This window comes from Rhodoligotrophos sp. CJ14 (genome assembly GCF_038811545.1).
In the GTDB taxonomy this organism is placed as follows: Bacteria; Pseudomonadota; Alphaproteobacteria; order Rhizobiales; family Im1; genus Rhodoligotrophos; species Rhodoligotrophos ferricapiens.
In genome coordinates this window covers 3,885,537-3,901,566 of the sequence record NZ_CP133319.1, presented here as the reverse complement: position 1 = coordinate 3,901,566, position 16,030 = coordinate 3,885,537, and the positions used below count along the sequence as shown (strand labels likewise).

At 61.3% G+C, this 16,030-nt stretch carries 9 protein-coding genes; 1 reads left to right on the top strand and 8 read right to left on the bottom strand.

The window, feature by feature from the left end; all coding sequences use genetic code 11:
• Positions 1-131: 131 nt before the first annotated feature.
• A complete protein-coding gene (nusG, locus tag RCF49_RS18170; RefSeq protein WP_342641197.1) occupies positions 132-749 on the bottom strand; it encodes a transcription termination/antitermination protein NusG in 618 nt (205 codons plus the stop codon).
• Positions 750-1,177: 428 nt separating this feature from the next.
• Between nusG and RCF49_RS18165 the strand changes: the two genes are divergently transcribed.
• Complete coding sequence (locus RCF49_RS18165; RefSeq protein WP_342641196.1) at positions 1,178-2,098, top strand: DMT family transporter; 921 nt, start codon at positions 1,178-1,180, stop codon at positions 2,096-2,098.
• Positions 2,099-2,113: 15 nt separating this feature from the next.
• Here the strand turns inward: RCF49_RS18165 and RCF49_RS18160 are convergent, their stop codons facing one another.
• The 7 genes from RCF49_RS18160 to RCF49_RS18130 all read right to left on the bottom strand — a co-directional run bounded on the left by RCF49_RS18160 (position 2,114) and on the right by RCF49_RS18130 (position 15,901).
• Positions 2,114-3,091 carry a 2-dehydropantoate 2-reductase gene (locus RCF49_RS18160; RefSeq protein ID WP_342641195.1) on the bottom strand — a complete coding sequence of 326 codons (978 nt, stop codon included), beginning with the start codon at positions 3,089-3,091 and terminating at the stop codon, positions 2,114-2,116.
• Position 3,092: 1 nt separating this feature from the next.
• Entirely contained in the window at positions 3,093-4,631 is a 1,539-nt protein-coding gene (locus RCF49_RS18155; protein WP_342641194.1) for an acyl--CoA ligase, read from the bottom strand.
• On the bottom strand, positions 4,628-5,353 hold the full coding sequence (locus RCF49_RS18150; protein WP_432807320.1) for a fumarylacetoacetate hydrolase family protein: 726 nt from the start codon (positions 5,351-5,353) through the stop codon (positions 4,628-4,630). Before RCF49_RS18150 ends, RCF49_RS18155 begins: the two co-directional genes overlap by 4 nt.
• Positions 5,354-5,438: 85 nt before the next feature.
• Complete coding sequence (locus RCF49_RS18145; RefSeq protein ID WP_342641193.1) at positions 5,439-11,600, bottom strand: autotransporter domain-containing protein; 6,162 nt, start codon at positions 11,598-11,600, stop codon at positions 5,439-5,441.
• Positions 11,601-12,127: 527 nt separating this feature from the next.
• Positions 12,128-12,907, bottom strand: coding sequence for a hypothetical protein (locus RCF49_RS18140; RefSeq protein WP_342641192.1), 780 nt, complete (start codon positions 12,905-12,907; stop codon positions 12,128-12,130).
• 127 nt (positions 12,908-13,034) lie between these two features.
• Positions 13,035-13,631, bottom strand: coding sequence for an invasion associated locus B family protein (locus RCF49_RS18135; RefSeq protein ID WP_342641191.1), 597 nt, complete (start codon positions 13,629-13,631; stop codon positions 13,035-13,037).
• A gap of 50 nt (positions 13,632-13,681) precedes the next feature.
• Positions 13,682-15,901, bottom strand: coding sequence for a tetratricopeptide repeat protein (locus tag RCF49_RS18130; protein ID WP_342641190.1), 2,220 nt, complete (start codon positions 15,899-15,901; stop codon positions 13,682-13,684).
• Positions 15,902-16,030: the final 129 nt, after the last annotated feature.

The following is a 16,030-nucleotide window of genomic DNA, read 5'->3' as shown; positions in this document are numbered from 1 at the left end:
TATATTTTCGATGCTGAACACCTTGACCTTACAGTTTCCAACAAAGCTCCGCCCTTGGGGTGAACGACGTCCACCCCGCGCAAACCGCCCGTCGGGAACGCTCCCGGACATATCGTGCATTGGCGGCGAGATCAGGAGATCGGGACTGTCTCGGCCACCCCCATGCTCACCCGGACCTGCCGGTTCATCATGCTGAGCAGAAAGCTCACGCGATCGGCACGATCGAGCCGTTCCAAGATGCCGAGCTCGCTGGCGAAGGGCCCGGAGATCAGTCTTACCGCGCCACTGGTTCTCGATTCCGCAATGAAATAGAGGAGACCGTTGTCATCGCTCGACTCGATCAGCGTCTCGACAACGCCATGCCTTACCGGCACGGGTTTACCACCGCTGGACAAGATCTGCCGGACAGCCGGCGTGGTGGCGACCCCGCGCCAGCCATCACGGGCAAGATCAAGCTGAACGAACAGGTAGCCCGGAAACAACGGGACCTGCTCCGTGTTCAGGCGGCGCGCATGGCGGGTCGTTTGCAGCCGCTTCGGCAGGTATACTATGAAATTCTGCTGAAGGAGGTTCCGGTAGGCGACATGCTCCTTTCTCACCAATGTCTCAACCGCAAACCAGCGAGGCTCGCCCACACTCCTTGCCAGCTGCTCGAAAACAGGAGGATACGAAAGACCATCGGGATCACCGCGCAGACGGACCTTCGATTCTCGGCGCAGATATGGTCGGTAAACATTGCCGCTAGACATATTTCCCTCTGCCCGATCCACAACAGCATTGCGGCAGGCCGCAACCCAGTGCGGGGTTGGAACCGATCGTGATTGTTAGGATGAAGTGTCGCGAAGCGGGGTTAGAGTTGCGCAAGGCTCAGAGGCTGTCAACAACAACAAGAATTATACCGCCACAGAGGGCTGGATATCCCCTTGTTATCCCAAGATCATCCAGAAGAGAATGATCATCTCACTACAGACTCTCTATTTCAGAGCGCAGACATTCCAAAAACACTCTGAGCACTGACACCAAAATCCACTATAAAGATCAGGCTGTCCTGTTCTTCCTAGAACGACTGCCGCGAGAGCGACAGAGACAAAACGCAAGAGAGTGGAGAAAGCTCTGTCCTGGGATCAGTAGAGGCGTTATAGCTGCACTTCCCGTCTGCCCTCCAACCGGCGTTCCCATGACATGCTCCGGCACGCAATCAGGCCCTGCGACCGTGCGCAATGGCCTGCTCCTGTATCTTGCGGGAATGGTGATCTTTTCCATCCAGGATGCCGTCTCAAAGGTTCTGGTCGCCGATTATCCGGTCAGCCAGCTCCTCATGATCCGATATTGGATATTCTTGGTGGTCGCGGTCGTCTATGCTGCGCGCACCCAGGGGCTTGGCCAGACCTTTGCATCAAAACGACCCGTTCTGCAGATCCTCAGATCGGTGCTGGTTGCAGCGGAGACCGCCGTCTTCATTTTCGGGCTGAGATATCTCGGACTCGCGGAGACCCACGCAATCTTCGCCTTGTCCCCACTCCTGGCGACCGCACTTGCGGGTCTTCTGCTGCGGGAGCCCATCGGCTGGCGACGCATGACGGCGCTCGCGGTGGGCTTTGCCGGGGCACTTCTCATCATCAAGCCGGGCATGAGCGCCTTCAACATGGCTGCGATCATCCCCCTCACAGCCGCGCTGATGTTCGCCTTTTACAATGTCATTACACGCTATACTGGCCAGGTCGACAGTGCACAGACCAGCCTCTTGTTCATGGCACTTGCGGGCGTCGTGATGATGACGCCGCTCGGCCTGTTGAGCTGGACGGCACCGGATCTGCGCGGCTGGGCCCTGTTTGCCGGTGTGTCCCTGGGCAGCCTTGCGGCCCATTTCATGCTGATCAAGGCACTGCAGTTCGCACAAGCCTCGCAGCTTCAGCCGCTCAATTACTCCCTGCTGGTCAGCGCGACGATCATCGGCCTCGTCGCGTTCGGCGAGCGGCCAGATCTCTATGCGGTGATCGGCGCGGTGCTCATCGTCTCGAGCGGCCTCTTCACTCTCTTCCGGGAACAATATCTCGCCCGCCAGCAACGGCTCGGGCTCAACCGCTCCTCCCCGTGAGGGTACAGCAACGGATCAAGGATAGGCGCCGGCCGTCATTGCCCGCAGCTTGACCAAGCCGAGCACGGTATCGATGGTCGGGGTCGGTATGGCCACCATTCGCGCGATCTCCTGCACGGCTGTCACGAGTGCATCGATCTCCATGGGGCGGCCGCGCTCAAGATCCTGCAGCATCGAGGTTTTGTGGGCGCCGACAGCCTCGCCACCCGCAATGCGCTTATCCACGTCGATGACAAATCGGACCCCTATCGCCTCACCAACGGCCCGGGCCTCGACCATCATGGCGCGGATCACCGCCCGCGTTTCAGGGAAGCGGCAGATTTGCTCGAGGGTTCCCGTGGTGAGAGCGCTCACAGGGTTGAAGCTCAGATTGCCCCAAAGCTTGACCCAGATATCGTCGCGGATGCGTGACTTCACCGGTGCTTTAAGGCCGCCCGCCTTTAGAGCATCGGCCAGGCGCAGCATCCTCTCGGTGGTCTCGCCGGAGGGCTCACCCAAGACGAAGCGATCACCGTCGATCACGTTGATGAGACCAGGCTCTTCCACTTCGGCGGCGGGGTAAACGATGCAGCCGATCGCGCGTTCGGGACCGAAGGTGCGCCACTGAACCCCGTTCGGATCGACGCTTTCGAGGCGGGTATTTTCCAGTGGGCCGCCATGCCGGTAGAAATACCACCAGGGCACCCCGTTCACGGCGGTCACAAGCGCGGTATCATTGTGGAAGAGGCCTGCGATGCGCTCGGCCACGGCCGGGACGGAATGGGCCTTCAGTGTAATGACCACATAATCCTGCGCACCGAGTTCCTCGGGATTTTCGGCTGCCCGGAGCTTGATGTTTCGCTCAGCTCCGTCCTTACGCAGCCGCAGGCCATGCTCGCGAATGGTGGCGAGATGGGCCCCGCGTGCAACGATCGAGACATCCACCCCCGCCTCCGCCAAGGCGAATGCGAGATAGCCGCCAATGGCGCCGGCACCGTAGATGCAAACTTTCATATCAAGCCAATCCCAGCTTCTGGGCCAGGCCGATACGCTGGAGCTTGCCGGTTGCCCCCTTCGGGATCTCCTCGAGGAACAGGACACGGCGCGGCACTTTGAAATCAGCCAGACGCTGTGATGCGAACTGGCGCAGGTCCTGGTCCGAGGCCGCCATGCCTTCGCGCAGCACAATGACGGCGCCGACTTCCTCGCCAAGCTTCGGGTGAGGGATAGCGAAGGTGACCGCCTGCGCCACCGCAGGGTGATCCATCAGCACCTCGTCAACCTCGCGCGGGGCAATCTTCTCGCCGCCGCGGTTGATGATCTCCTTGATGCGGCCGGTGATGCGCAGATAGCCCTCAGCGTCGAGCACACCCTGATCGCCGGTGCGAAACCAACGGCCCCCTGGCGCCTCGACGAAGGCCTCTGCATTCGCCTTGGGATTGTTCTCGTAACCCGCCGTCACATTGGGGCCGCGGATCACGATCTCACCCTCCTCACCGGCGGCGAGGAGCCGACCCGCGGCATCCATGATCGCGATCTCGGGGCCCGCAGCAACACCGACCCTTCCGGGATAGCGCGGGCGCGGCGGCAGCGGGTTCGATGCCATCTGGTGAGAGGCCTCGGTCATGCCATAGGCCTCGATCACCGGGCAATGAAAGGTCTGTTCGAGCTCGGCCATGACCTGTGGCGGAAGAGAGGACGAGGATGAGCGAATGAAGCGCAGCTTCAGGCGGTCGATCACCTCCTGGTTGCGGGACGCGCGGCCGAGGATGGCCTGATGCATGGTGGGAACGGCGGTATACCAGGTGGGCTGAACCGCGTCGAACCATCTGAAGATCTTCAGGGCATCGAAGCCGGGCGTGCAGTGGACCGACGCGCCGCTGCGGAGAGAAGACAAGACCGCCGCGATGAGGCCGTGAATATGAAACAGCGGCATGATGTTGAGGCAACGGTCTTCCGGCGTGAGCGCGAGTGTCTGCGCGATATGCCCGGCAGAGGCCGTCAGATTGGCTCCGGTCAGGGGCACAATCTTCGGCCGCGACGTGGTGCCGGAGGTGTGGAGGACCAGAGCCTCGTCCTGCGCCAAGGCGGGGCACGCCGAGGCAGAGGCTCGCCCCGCTGCGCGCAGGGTGAAGCTGCCGGCGGGCGCGTCCAGCGTGGGGGCGAGCTCGACGACACGGCAACCATGGCGTTCGGCCACGAGACGCGCCGGGCTCTCCATGCCTTGGCCAATGATCAGCAGCCGGGCGCGCAAATCGGAGATATAGAATTCGAACTCTTCCTCGCGATAGGCAGGATTGAGCGGGGCAGCGCAGGCATGGGCTGCGACAGCCAAAAAGCACGTCGCCATCTCCGGCCCATTGGGCAGAACAATGGCGACGCGATCGCCTGCTGCAATGCCGAGGCCGGCAAGGTCCTTGCCCGTCGCCTCCACTTGAGCGCGCAAGCCGGCATAGGTCAGCATTTCCCGCTCCGGCGCACCTATGGCCGGCGCATCCGCCGCGCCGAGGGCCAAGAGCTCGGAAATCGACATGCCTTGAGAGTTCGTCATCATATCACCTCGACACTCAATTCGCCCAAGCCCGCAACGCCGCCGACGAGCCTATCCCCGCGCGAAACTGCGCCAACCCCAGAGGGTGTGCCGGAGAAGATGAGGTCACCCGCTCGCAACTCGAAGAAGCGCGAAATATAGGCGATCATTTCCGGCACTTTCCAAATCATCTGCTCAAGGTCGGCATCCTGTCGCCGCACGCCGTTGACCTCGAGCCAAATTGAGCCCTTCGCCAGATGGCCCGTTTCCGAGGCTAAGCAAAGAGGGCCGATGGGCGCCGACCGCTCGAAAGCTTTGGCGGCCTCCCAAGGCCGGCCAAGCCGCTTGGCCTCATCCTGCAGGTCGCGGCGGGTCATGTCCAGGCCGACCGCATAGCCCAGGACATGGTCGAGCGCATCCTCAAGACGGATATTACTGCCGCCCGAACCCAAGGCGGTCACGAGCTCGATCTCGTGGTGAACATCAGTGGTTTCGGCGGGATAGGGAAAGATGCCGCTGAGGTCGAGGTTATCCGGGTTCTTCTGGAAGAAGAAAGGCGGCGATTTGGCTGGATCATACCCCATTTCGACCGCATGGGCGGCATAGTTCCGTCCCACACAATAGACCCTATGGACGGGATAGCGTTTCTCGGTGCCGACGATCGGCAGTGCAATGGGTTCTGAGGGAGGAAACAGAAATGACATGGCCAGCTTGCCCCTGGTCTCCTGGGTTCGATGCCCCTTCATATCATCCCAGCGAGGGTTCCCAACAAAAAAGGGGGAGCGACTAGGTCGCTCCCCTTCCCCTCTGCGTTCAGTCTGAATGCGAAGATCAGAACTTGTAGGTAATCCGGCCAACCACGGAGTGATCGTCATGCTTGCCGTTGAACCGGCCATCGTAGTCGACCGTGAAGTCCAGGGCATCGGTGAAGCCAACCGTCGCGCCGGCACCGACCACTGCGAAATCACGACCCTCTCTGGTTCCGACGACCGAGAAATTCGAACCAGGCATAGCCGCGAAGTTCGCACTCGCCGTCTGATACCGGTCGAGCCACTCATGCTGCCAGGCCAGACGCAGTTCCGGAGAGATGACCGCCGCACCCATCGGCAGCTGGGTTGCCAATCGGGCACCGAGCTGGGTGTTGAAGGACTCGCCGTCGTTGCTCTTGACATGGAGAGCAGCCCCCGAGTCGGTCCGCGAGCTCTCCGTGAAGCTGTCGTTCCACACCTTCACGTAGTTGAGGGCGAGGAACGGCGTCAGGCTCGCCGTGGGCGTTACCCAGTAGCGATAACCGGTCTCGCCATAGACCGACAGCACGTCGCTGTCCCACTCGCCCTTGAGCCGATCGGTCACACCGTCAGGCTGAACCCCGAATGGCTTCTGGTCGAAGGGGTTCACCGTCGAGGCGCCAATTCCGATGCTACGGCGGGAGTCGTTGGAGTAGTGGCCATAGCCCAGGATCGCATGGGCGTAGTTCACCCCGTTGTCATAGGCGCCGTAGCCGGCAACCTGCAGCCCGTCGTAATCGATCTTGTTGTTGCCGCGCTTGAAGTCCATATCGGCCGAGATGTAGCCCGCCGTCAGACCCACCTTCCAGAGCGGCGAGAAGCCCCAGTCGATACCGCCATACACCGCATAGGTGTCCTGATCGTATTTCGGACCGTTGGCATCGCCGTCATCCGAGGACCACTGCCCGGTTGCCCTTGCCCAGATCTGAGCCTGAGAAGGAGCGCAGACCACTTGCGGCGCCGGAGCGGGCACGTAGAGATCCGCCACCGGAGCGACCGTGCTGCCACCCACATCCGCCGAGGCGGTGGGATAGTCGGTGATCGCGCAGTTGTCGTTCGGACCAACCGTGCGGAGCCGCTCACCCACCACGTTGTTCAGGAGTCGGAAGGACCAGAGAGCCGACTGGATCTGCTGGGCGTACTCCGCACCGCTCAGCTGATTGAGGGCATTGGCATACTGAGCACCGTTGAGGGTGAAGAGATTCCCCACGAGGTTGGCGAAATTCGCGTTCCCGCCACCATTATAGAGGACATCATACACGCTCTCGATGCCGTCACCGACATTCGACTGGTTCTTCGTCAGACCGGCCACGTCGCCGAAGCCGACACGCTCAACCACGAGATCGATGTTGTTGGGTCCATCGAACACCGCTTCTGGCGAGAGCAGCGGCGAGATCGAGGTCACCGAGTCCCACTCACCGTTGATGGCACTGCCGCTGGCAACCACGTCCTCATACACGGTCGTGTCCGCATAGAGGCCCGCTTCCGGCATGATCACCGCATCGCCATCGAGGCTGACATTGTTCGCCACGATGAAGGGTGCCTGATCCGGCGTGATGTTCAGCCCGAGCGTGCTGCCATCCTCCTGGGTGAAGCTGTCAACCACTGCACCGGATGGGCCGCTGATGTTGTCATTAACAAGCACCAAGTTGCCGCCGGTCAGGAGGTTGAGGTCACCAGGACCGGCGACCACGCCGTTGAGATAGGTGGTGCCTTCCGCAACATTCACCGTGTCATTGTCGGAGATGAGGATGTTGCCGAAGATCCTGCCGGCATCATCACCGCCGAGCAGGTCGATCGTCATGGGCGAAGCGGTATTCGCCACGTTGATCGCATTGCCGCGGAGGTAGAAGGCCTCGCTGGTCTCAAAGCCGTCGGTGCTCTCGAGCGTGCGGGCGATGATGGTGCCACCGTCGTTTACGATGGTCCCGGGATCGCCGCCGAGGGTTTCGACATAGATGCCGGTCGCTTGAGCGGTCGCACCGATCGCCGACACGGCAATCAGGCCATCGTTATAAATGGTGCCGCTGAAGGCGTCAGTGCTGACGCCAATGCCAACCGCAAAGGCATTCTCAGGCGCAGCCCCTTCGGAGATGGCCTCAGCAGTGACCAACAGGTTACCGTTGTTGGTAATCTCGCCCTCGACACCCGTGTCGCCCACCTCGAACACATTGATGCCTGAGGCCGTTGCCGTCGCACCGTCGGCACCTTCGGCGAAGGCGTCGACCACGAGGTCTCCGGTGTTCAGCACATCGACGGCCGAAGGATCAGTCTCGTTCGGATTGTTTCCGACCAGCAAGGTGGCACCGGAGGCGACGGCCCCAGCCTGAGCGTTATCACCGACCGCGGACGCCGCAGAGCTGACCGTGAACTCGCCGGTGTTGGTGAACGTTGCGGTCGAGCCCACTGCCACCTGGATCACACCGTCTGCCGTTGCGTTGGCGAGACCAGTGGTGCCACCGTCAGCAAAGGCCACCGCCTCTACCTGGTAGAGACCCGAGTTGTCGAACAGTGTGTCCGCATCACCCGTAGCGCTATCCGGTGAGACTGCTACTTGCAGTGCACCCAGCGCCGAGGCAGAAGTCTCCGCGTCATCTCCCGTTGCTGTGGCAGCGCTGCCTACGAAGATATCACCGGAATTGGTCAGCGCCGCATCCGCATCTTCGGCCAGCGCGACTTGCAGGAAGCCGATTGAGCTAGCATCTGCATCAGCGAACTCAGCCTCGGCAGTCGCTGCCGCTGCGTAGGTCACGGTGCCTGTATTCGTCGCGGTAACACCCGCCACGGACTGGTTCGGGTCGCTAACCGCAACCTGCCCCTGTCCGATAAGGAATGCCGTGGAGTTCGCCTCGACATCCGCAACTGCCGCGGATGCAGCCAGTACGTCAATCACGCCATCATTGGTGAGGTCCGCCGTGGCAGCATTTGTTTCGGCGATAGCAACCTGGAGCCCGCCGATGCCGACGCTCGTTGCGTTGGCGAGGTCCACGCCGGTGGCGGTTGCAGCAAAGGTGCCCTCGAAATTCCCGTCGGCACCGTTGACGAAGTTCACGTCCGCGAAGTTCTCGCTGCCAGCAAGCTGCACTACGCCCGCACCAGCGGAGAAGGCCACCGCCGTCTCACCTGCCGTTGCCGAAGCAGCACCGCCAACGAGGAAGTCGCCCGAGTTGTTGAAGTTCGCAGTCGCCAGGTCACCAGATGGACCACCGGCAACCTGAACGGCGCCCGCCGACAACGCAGCGGCCACAGCATCTGCATTTTCACCAGGTGCCTCGACTGTGGTCTGAGCGCCCACCGCGAAGCTTCCCGTGTTTGTCAGGGAAGCATCCGAATCTGCGTTTTCACCCAGCGACAGCTGGAGAGCGCCGAGGCCGGCCGCCGTACCGAAGGCAGTGCCGGTCGCACCAGTGATGGCGCTATCAGCGGACGCGAGCACGCTCAGGTCGCCATCATTGGTGAGCGTGTTGGTGGCGGACTCATCGGCAAAGCCAACCTGCGCAACACCTGCTGCGACAGCAAGGCTACTCGCGCCAGTCACACCCGCGGCCGAGGCGACGCCATCGACGTCGACCACGCCATCGGCACTATTGGTAAAGCTGTTCCCGGCGTCCCCGCCATTGGAGAACTGCCCTAATCCAACGCCAACGCCAGTGGCGAAAGCAAAGTCACCGTCGGTTGCGGAGGTACCTGACCCGCTGACGGTATAGCTGCCATTGTTTGTGAAAGCCGTATCGGCAAAGGTAGACGACGATGCTGACTGCACACCGCCAATGCCAAGGCCGAGCGCCGATACATCATCGCCGCCAGTGGCCGTCGCATCGGCCGTCACGCTAAAGGTACCGTCGTTGAGACCCGTTGCCAATGCATTGGAAGGGACGGCGGCGCTGGTAGCGGACTGGCCGAAGCCCACGCCCAAGGCGATTGCATCCGCATCGTCATCCGCGGTTGCCAGCGCGTCGACATCTACGCCGTAGCTGCCATCAGCGCCATTGGCGAAGTCAGCGGTGGCGCCACGGCGACCATTGGCCGTCTGAATATTGCCAACGCCGAAACCGACTGCAGTGGCGTCACCGTAGAGGCCAAGCGCGTTGGCTTCCGCGTCGCCGGTGACGAGATAGCTGCCATTGTTGTCCAGGTTGGCTGTGGCAAACTGATCGGCGCTGGAAGCATTCTGCACACCACCGATCGCGCCGCCCACTGCGACCGCTTCGCCGCCTTCGCCGTTGGCTTCGGCATAGCCGCTGCCCAGGATATCAATGGAGCCATCATTGATCAGATCAGCATTGGCATTGTCGTCCGACTCCGCGCTCTGAGCATAGCCGGCAGCTATTCCAACACCGAGGGCCGAGCCGTCAACGCCATTGGCAACGCCTGAGCCAAGCCCGCTGATAGTATAGGTACCGCTGTTATCGAGGAGTGTGTTCGCGGTGCTACCGCTCGCTGCGCTGCCCGCGAACTGCAGCTGGCCAACACCGATGCCGATGCCGGCCGCAGAGCCATCATCATCGGCCGATTCCGCTGTGGCGGTTCCTTGGGAGTTGTACGTCCCACTGTTATTCAGAACCGCACTTCCAACAGTATCGCCGGAGACGCTCTGCACACCGCCAAGGCTCAGCCCGAGCGCAGTCGCCGTAGAGCCCACCGTTCCTTCCGTGTAGGCATTGGCGAGGACGTCGACGCTGTAGTCGCCGCTGTTATCAACGGTGGCGACACCGCTTTTGTCGCTTTCAACCAACTGAATAGCGCCCGCACCAACACCGATAGATGTTGCCTGGTCGGTCGCTTGCGCGTCGCTCACGACGGAAACGGCATAGCCGCCGAAGGTGCCGTCATCGAGGCCACTATTGGTCAGCGTAGCCGTCGCGTCATTGGCGCTGGTGGCGTTTTGGAGAGAGCCGAAGCCCAAGCCAACGGCGAAGGCGCTCTGATCCTGCGGAATACCGTTCGCATCCACTTCGCCGGCGATCGCGGCAACCGCCACGTCGAAGTTGCCGCTGTTGTCGATGATCGCATCACCCGCGACATCGCCAGAGGCCGACTGAATGAGGCCGCCGCCGACACCGATAGCGAAATTGTTGTCAGCGCCGCCCGCGTAGGCATTCGAGGTTACGAGCAGATCGCCCGAATTGGAGAAATCGGCGAGGCCCGATCCGGAAGCATCGCCCGCTGCGACCTGCAGCCCGCCGATTCCAGCGGCAAGAGCGGTCGAGGATGTTGCGCCGCCATCCGCGATGGCGCTGGCGAAGACATCGACCGTGCCGCTGTTGTCAACGAAAGAGCTCGCATCCGTTGCGAAGGCCGCGTTGGCAAAACCGCCAGCGACGGCGATCGATGATTCGCTGCTTTCAACGGTTGCCCCGACATTCAGGATGCCGGTGTTGGTGAAATCGGAGGCCGCCTCCGTATCGCCCACAGCGAGGCCAACCTCACCCAGGGCCACAGCAAGGCCGCTCTGGTTCAGCGGATCACCAGCATTCACCGGAGAGACATCCGCCGTAACGTTGATTTCGCCATCGTTCACGACATCGGTGACAGCAACATCGCCGAAGGCACCGGCCACCGCGCCGAAGCCAACGGAACTCGAGGAGCCACCTGCGTCATAAGAGAAAGCGCCAACATTGATCGCGCCGCCATTATCGACCGTTGCGATATAGCCGTCGGGGGCAAAGCCCGCCACGGCAACACCGCCCGCAACGATCAGGCCGTTATCGGCCGTGCCGTTCGCGAAAACGTCGATGGAGCCATCATTGATGACCGCCTGACCCTCGTCGCCATCCTCGAAGGACAGCACGCCGACGAAGAAGCCATCGCCCCCGCCGATGGTGTCGCCAACGAGGATCTCGCCGTCGGGACCATTGATGATGTCACCCTCGACCGTACCGAGATTGGCGATACCCACGCCGCCAAAGCCAACGATCGGCAGCACGTCGCCATCGACATCGATCAAGCCGTCGTTCCCGATATCCCCGTTCACCGAGTTGCCGGGCGTGATCGCGATTCCGAAGCCGCTGTCGACGATGGAGCCGGCCGTCGTCACCTCAATGAAATCATTGTCCGCCGGGTTGAGAACCTGGGGAGCGTTGGGCGTGTTGATGGTGGTACCCGCCGCGTGAGCCGACGTGACGTTCGCCGCCATTGCCCCGACGGCCAGTGCGAATAGCGACGCACCCGAAAACAGACCGCGTACAAGCTTCTTAGACGTCATTTTCTCTTTCCCCCCACGGCAGACCTGCCTGGTGACTGATACTCGATTGCGAAGCTACCCAAACGGGTCATGTCCAGCAACAGAAATGGCCAAATTCGATCTAAATTGCGACTGTTGGCTGACGAGCGTTGCCGCATTACAACATTGACCCTACTGTCTGCGGCAAAGTTTTAGCAGCCGTCAGTACACAGCGGATCAAGCGCTGTGCATGACGCACGACCTTCGCCAGAGTTAATGCTCCTTACATTCGCAAGTATCTTTTGAATCGACTCATTTAAGACTCACTTAACAGCCGCATTGCAAGTTTTTGTTGTATTATTCTTTGATGCAATCAGAGATAGATGATCGACAGGCGGAAAGAGTCATAGAATTGGGAAGTGACTGCGTTCGCTCATGGCCAAACGGCGTCAAGCAGCGCCGGCCAAGCTCCGCCAGGCCCAAGTCGGCAAATGCTGGAATGCGCGCGGAATCAGCCGGCCGTGGAGCCAGTCAAGGCTCTCCGCCGAACTCTGCGGATGGAGGCGTGATCAGGACAGCGGGCGCAAGGTGACGAGGCGCAGCTCTATACCGCCGTCGCGCCCATCAAGGTCGGACCAAAGACCGATCACCGCACCTTCGCGCGCATTTGCCGGCACCACGAGATCGAAGCTGTAGGGCTGGAAGGCCCTGGATGGGGTAAAGACAATCCAGCCAGTGGAGAAGCCGTTGCCGATGGTCATGGCCATGGCAAAACGCGCGCTGGGCTTTGGATCAGCTCCTCGCGCCCAAGCCGTCACGCGCACCCGCTTGCCCGCCAAGGCCTGAACCTCAGATGCGGGAATCGCGAGATGGGCGCCGCCTGTGGTTCCGGCCGGACGCGCCGTGGCCGTGGTCGAGCGAATCACGACGGTCGCGTTGTCGCGAACGGCGGATTGTTGGGTGATGCTGTTGGCCGGGGCGGCCTTGAGCTCCGAATCGATGCCGGAAAAGACGATCTTCTCGGAGGGCTGCAAGGTGATCGCTTGCTGGGGTCCGGCATCACCTCCGCCAGTCGATGAGTCGCCCGAGAACAGGAAATACCCGCCCGCTCCCACGATCACGATGACCGCGGCTGCCGCAATGCCGATCAGCCGCGGATTGAGGGTCGGGAAATTTCCACGAGCCGGTCGGCCAGAAGGCTTAGCAGAGGTCGAACTTGGACGAGCGGCCTTTACGTCTGGCCGCGCCGGCCCGGCCGAGAATGGCTCACCCGGAAGCTCGTTAATCGGGTCAGCCGCATCCTCTTTCCAATTCCAGCGCGGGTCATCGTCTTGTTTTACTGTGCTCATTTAGCCGACCTAAGTGCGACGCAAACCGGCGGCGCAAATCCGAGACGAGGAAAGTTTGCCGTCTGTGTGGCATGCAATACAGTTAATCAGCCCACAGGGTTAATAAATGCTTATGGCGCCTCGGTTCCTACTGCATTTGTTCATTGAAATAGGAATAGGCCGCAGAAAAGCCTTTGAGATCGATCTCTGTCTGCACCAGCCGCTTATTCGCCTGGACGAAGTTTACCGCCACCTTGGGTGATTCCTGCAGCTGCTCGATAAGGTCGTTGCTCAGCTGAAGCCGTGCCTGACAGGCCCGCGGGCCGCAGACATTGTAGGGCACCTGCAATGGCTCACCATCGCCCATGGCCAGGCGGATCCCGTCCTGAACAGAGACGCCGGTGGGGGTGGTCAAGAGGCTCACCAGGTTCTTGTCACCATCACGGGCAATGGACAGAGCAAAGAGTACCCGGCGCGTCTTGGCCACAATGCGCGATTGCGACATGGCGCAGCGCTTGGCGTTCTTTGCTTCGATGCAGGTGACGATCCAGCCGTCAAAGGCCTTTTGCGTCTTCGTGGGCGCCGGACCCTGAGCCTGCGGCTGCGGCTGCTTCTGAGCCTGGGCCGAGACCGGTCCGCTGATCAGGGCAAGGCCCGCGACAACCGCAGCTGCGGCCGCAGTGATCCGCAGGCCGCCCATCTTGCACAAAGACGCGCGCGAGCCCGCCGTTGCCACAAACACCATCTCACTTCCTCCGTGCACGTTGAATGCGCGATCTCGTGTCGCGACGCCCCTCAGCCCTGTTCCACAGCCCGCAATTCGTCTGTCAGGGGTTTCAGATATTGCTCGTAGCGCCGCCAGCGCTCGACCGAGCTGTCATAGATCGGCCTGCGCACCTCAACCACACTTGCGGTCTTTACCGGCCGTTTGGACCGATGGAAGGCGAGGCATGCCTCATCCCAAGGCAAGCCGCAGAATTCGATGATGCGGCGCGCATTTCCCTCGAGATCGGCCACCACATCCTCATAGGCCACCTTCAGGATCCTGCCTTCGGGCAAGACTTGGTGCCAATGGGCCATGAGCCTTTCATATTCCCGATAATAGCGCCCAAGCTCGCCCAGGTCATAGGTGTGGGGCATCTCGTCCTTGAACAGCTTGGTCCAGGTCGACACACAAGCCTCAAAGGGATTGCGGGTGGTGTGGATGATCCGGGCGTTCGGGAAGAGGATGTGAATCAGGCCGACGAAATAGTAGTTCGTCAGAAGCTTGTCGGTCACCCGGAGCGCCTCTCCGGAGCCTCGCCCGACCCGCGTGAGGTAGTCCTTCGCCACCGCCGCGAAATGGACGGGCTTCATCTGCTCCACGATATCGGGATAGCGAGGCAGGTTCGGATAGGTCTGACGCAGCCGCCCCAGGGCGTCATAGAGATATTTCACCTCGCCTGCGCCATGAGCCTGGGGGTGGCTCGCAATGATCTGCTCGGTGAGAGTGCTGCCCGACCGCGGGAAGCCGACGATGAAGACCGGACGGTCCGAGGGATCGCCTCCAAAGGCATTGCTGGCAAGGAAGTCTGCGGTGAAAAGCTCGCGGATCCTGGCAAAGAAGGTCATGACGGCCGCTTCCTGATATTTCACCTGCTGGCGCTTGAGCCTGGTGCCAATCTGGAAATGGCGAGCGGCGCGATCATAATCGCCGATATCGTCATAGGCCTTGCCCAAGGAGAAATGTAGCACCATGAAGCGCTCATCCTCCGGGTCGCTGGCATTGGCCAGCTGTTTCTCCATAGCCGCCAAGATCGGATGATCGGGCGTGAAGGTCTCGATATCGACCAGATTGGTATAGGCGCCGATGGCGCCCGGCTGCAGGGTCAAGGCCCGGGTGAAGGCCTCGCGTGCCTTGTCCATACGGCCCATCGATTTCTCGGCAATGCCAAGGAAGTTCCAGGCTTCCACATGGTTGGGATTGTGCTCCACCGCTTTGCGGAGATAGGTGACCGCTTGCTCATGGAGATCGGCTTCGTGGCAAAGCTCGCCATAGACAGCCAGCGCCCCGGCGTGATCGGGATCGATGGCCAGTGCCCGCTTCAGCGCCTTCTCCGCATAGCCCAAATTGCGGCGGGCAAGGTGGGCGCGAGCGATGTTCACCAAAGCCGTGAGATTATTGGGCTGCTGCTGAAGCAGATTGGTCAGGATCTGCAGCGCCTCATCCGACTTGTTCTGAACCGCCAGGAGCTCCGCCAAGTTATTTGCCGCCTCGATATAGGACGGTCGCAGGGCCAAGGCCCGGCGATAAGCCACCTCTGCCTGCTCGAACAGGAGCTGGTCACGCAGGACGGTTGCCATATTGTTGTAAGCTTCGGGATAGGCCTTGCGCAGCTCGATGGCGCGCTCGTACTGCGCGATCGACTCATCCAGACGTCCAAGCGCGCGCAGAGCATTGCCGAGATTGTTGCGAGCCTCGGCGTAATTGGGATCAGCCGCCAGCGCCCGGCGGTAGGCCTGCTCGGCCTTTGCAAATTCCCGCTTATCGAAATGAACGATGCCGATATTGTTCCAGGCCTGCGGCAATTGCGGATTGAGCTCAATGGCCTTGTTCAGGGCGATCAGGGCTGCATCAAGCCGTCCGACCTGGCGCTGCATCTCGCCGAGATTGGCATGGAAATTGGCATGGCGCGGGCTGAGCTTGATGGCCTGCTTGATGTGGCGAATGCCCTCCTCCGTGCGGCCCAGGCGATGAGCGGCGACACCGAGGATATTGTGGGCGTCCGGATATTTCGGACGGGCTTCCGCAATCTGACGGGCCAGTATCTCCGCCTCGCGCAGCCGGCCCGCTGAAAACAGCGCCGCCGCCTGTCGCAGAGCCTGCTGAACCGACATCCATTGCTTTTGAGGCGCAACAGGCCGGCGCGCTTGCGGCTTGGCCAATGTTGTCGCCGGGCCTGCGGCGGAAGCTTGTCCAGGAACAGATTCCGTCACTTCGAGCTCTCCCAGGAAGCCTTGCTCAGCGGCCGTCATATCCCATCCACACTGCTGGTGCCACTCGAATGTTATACGAACGCATCACGGCCAGACAGGCTTGGCCATCCCCTTTCTGACGATCCTGGGCACAAAAAAGCCCGGAGCACATCCGCGCTCCGGGCCCTT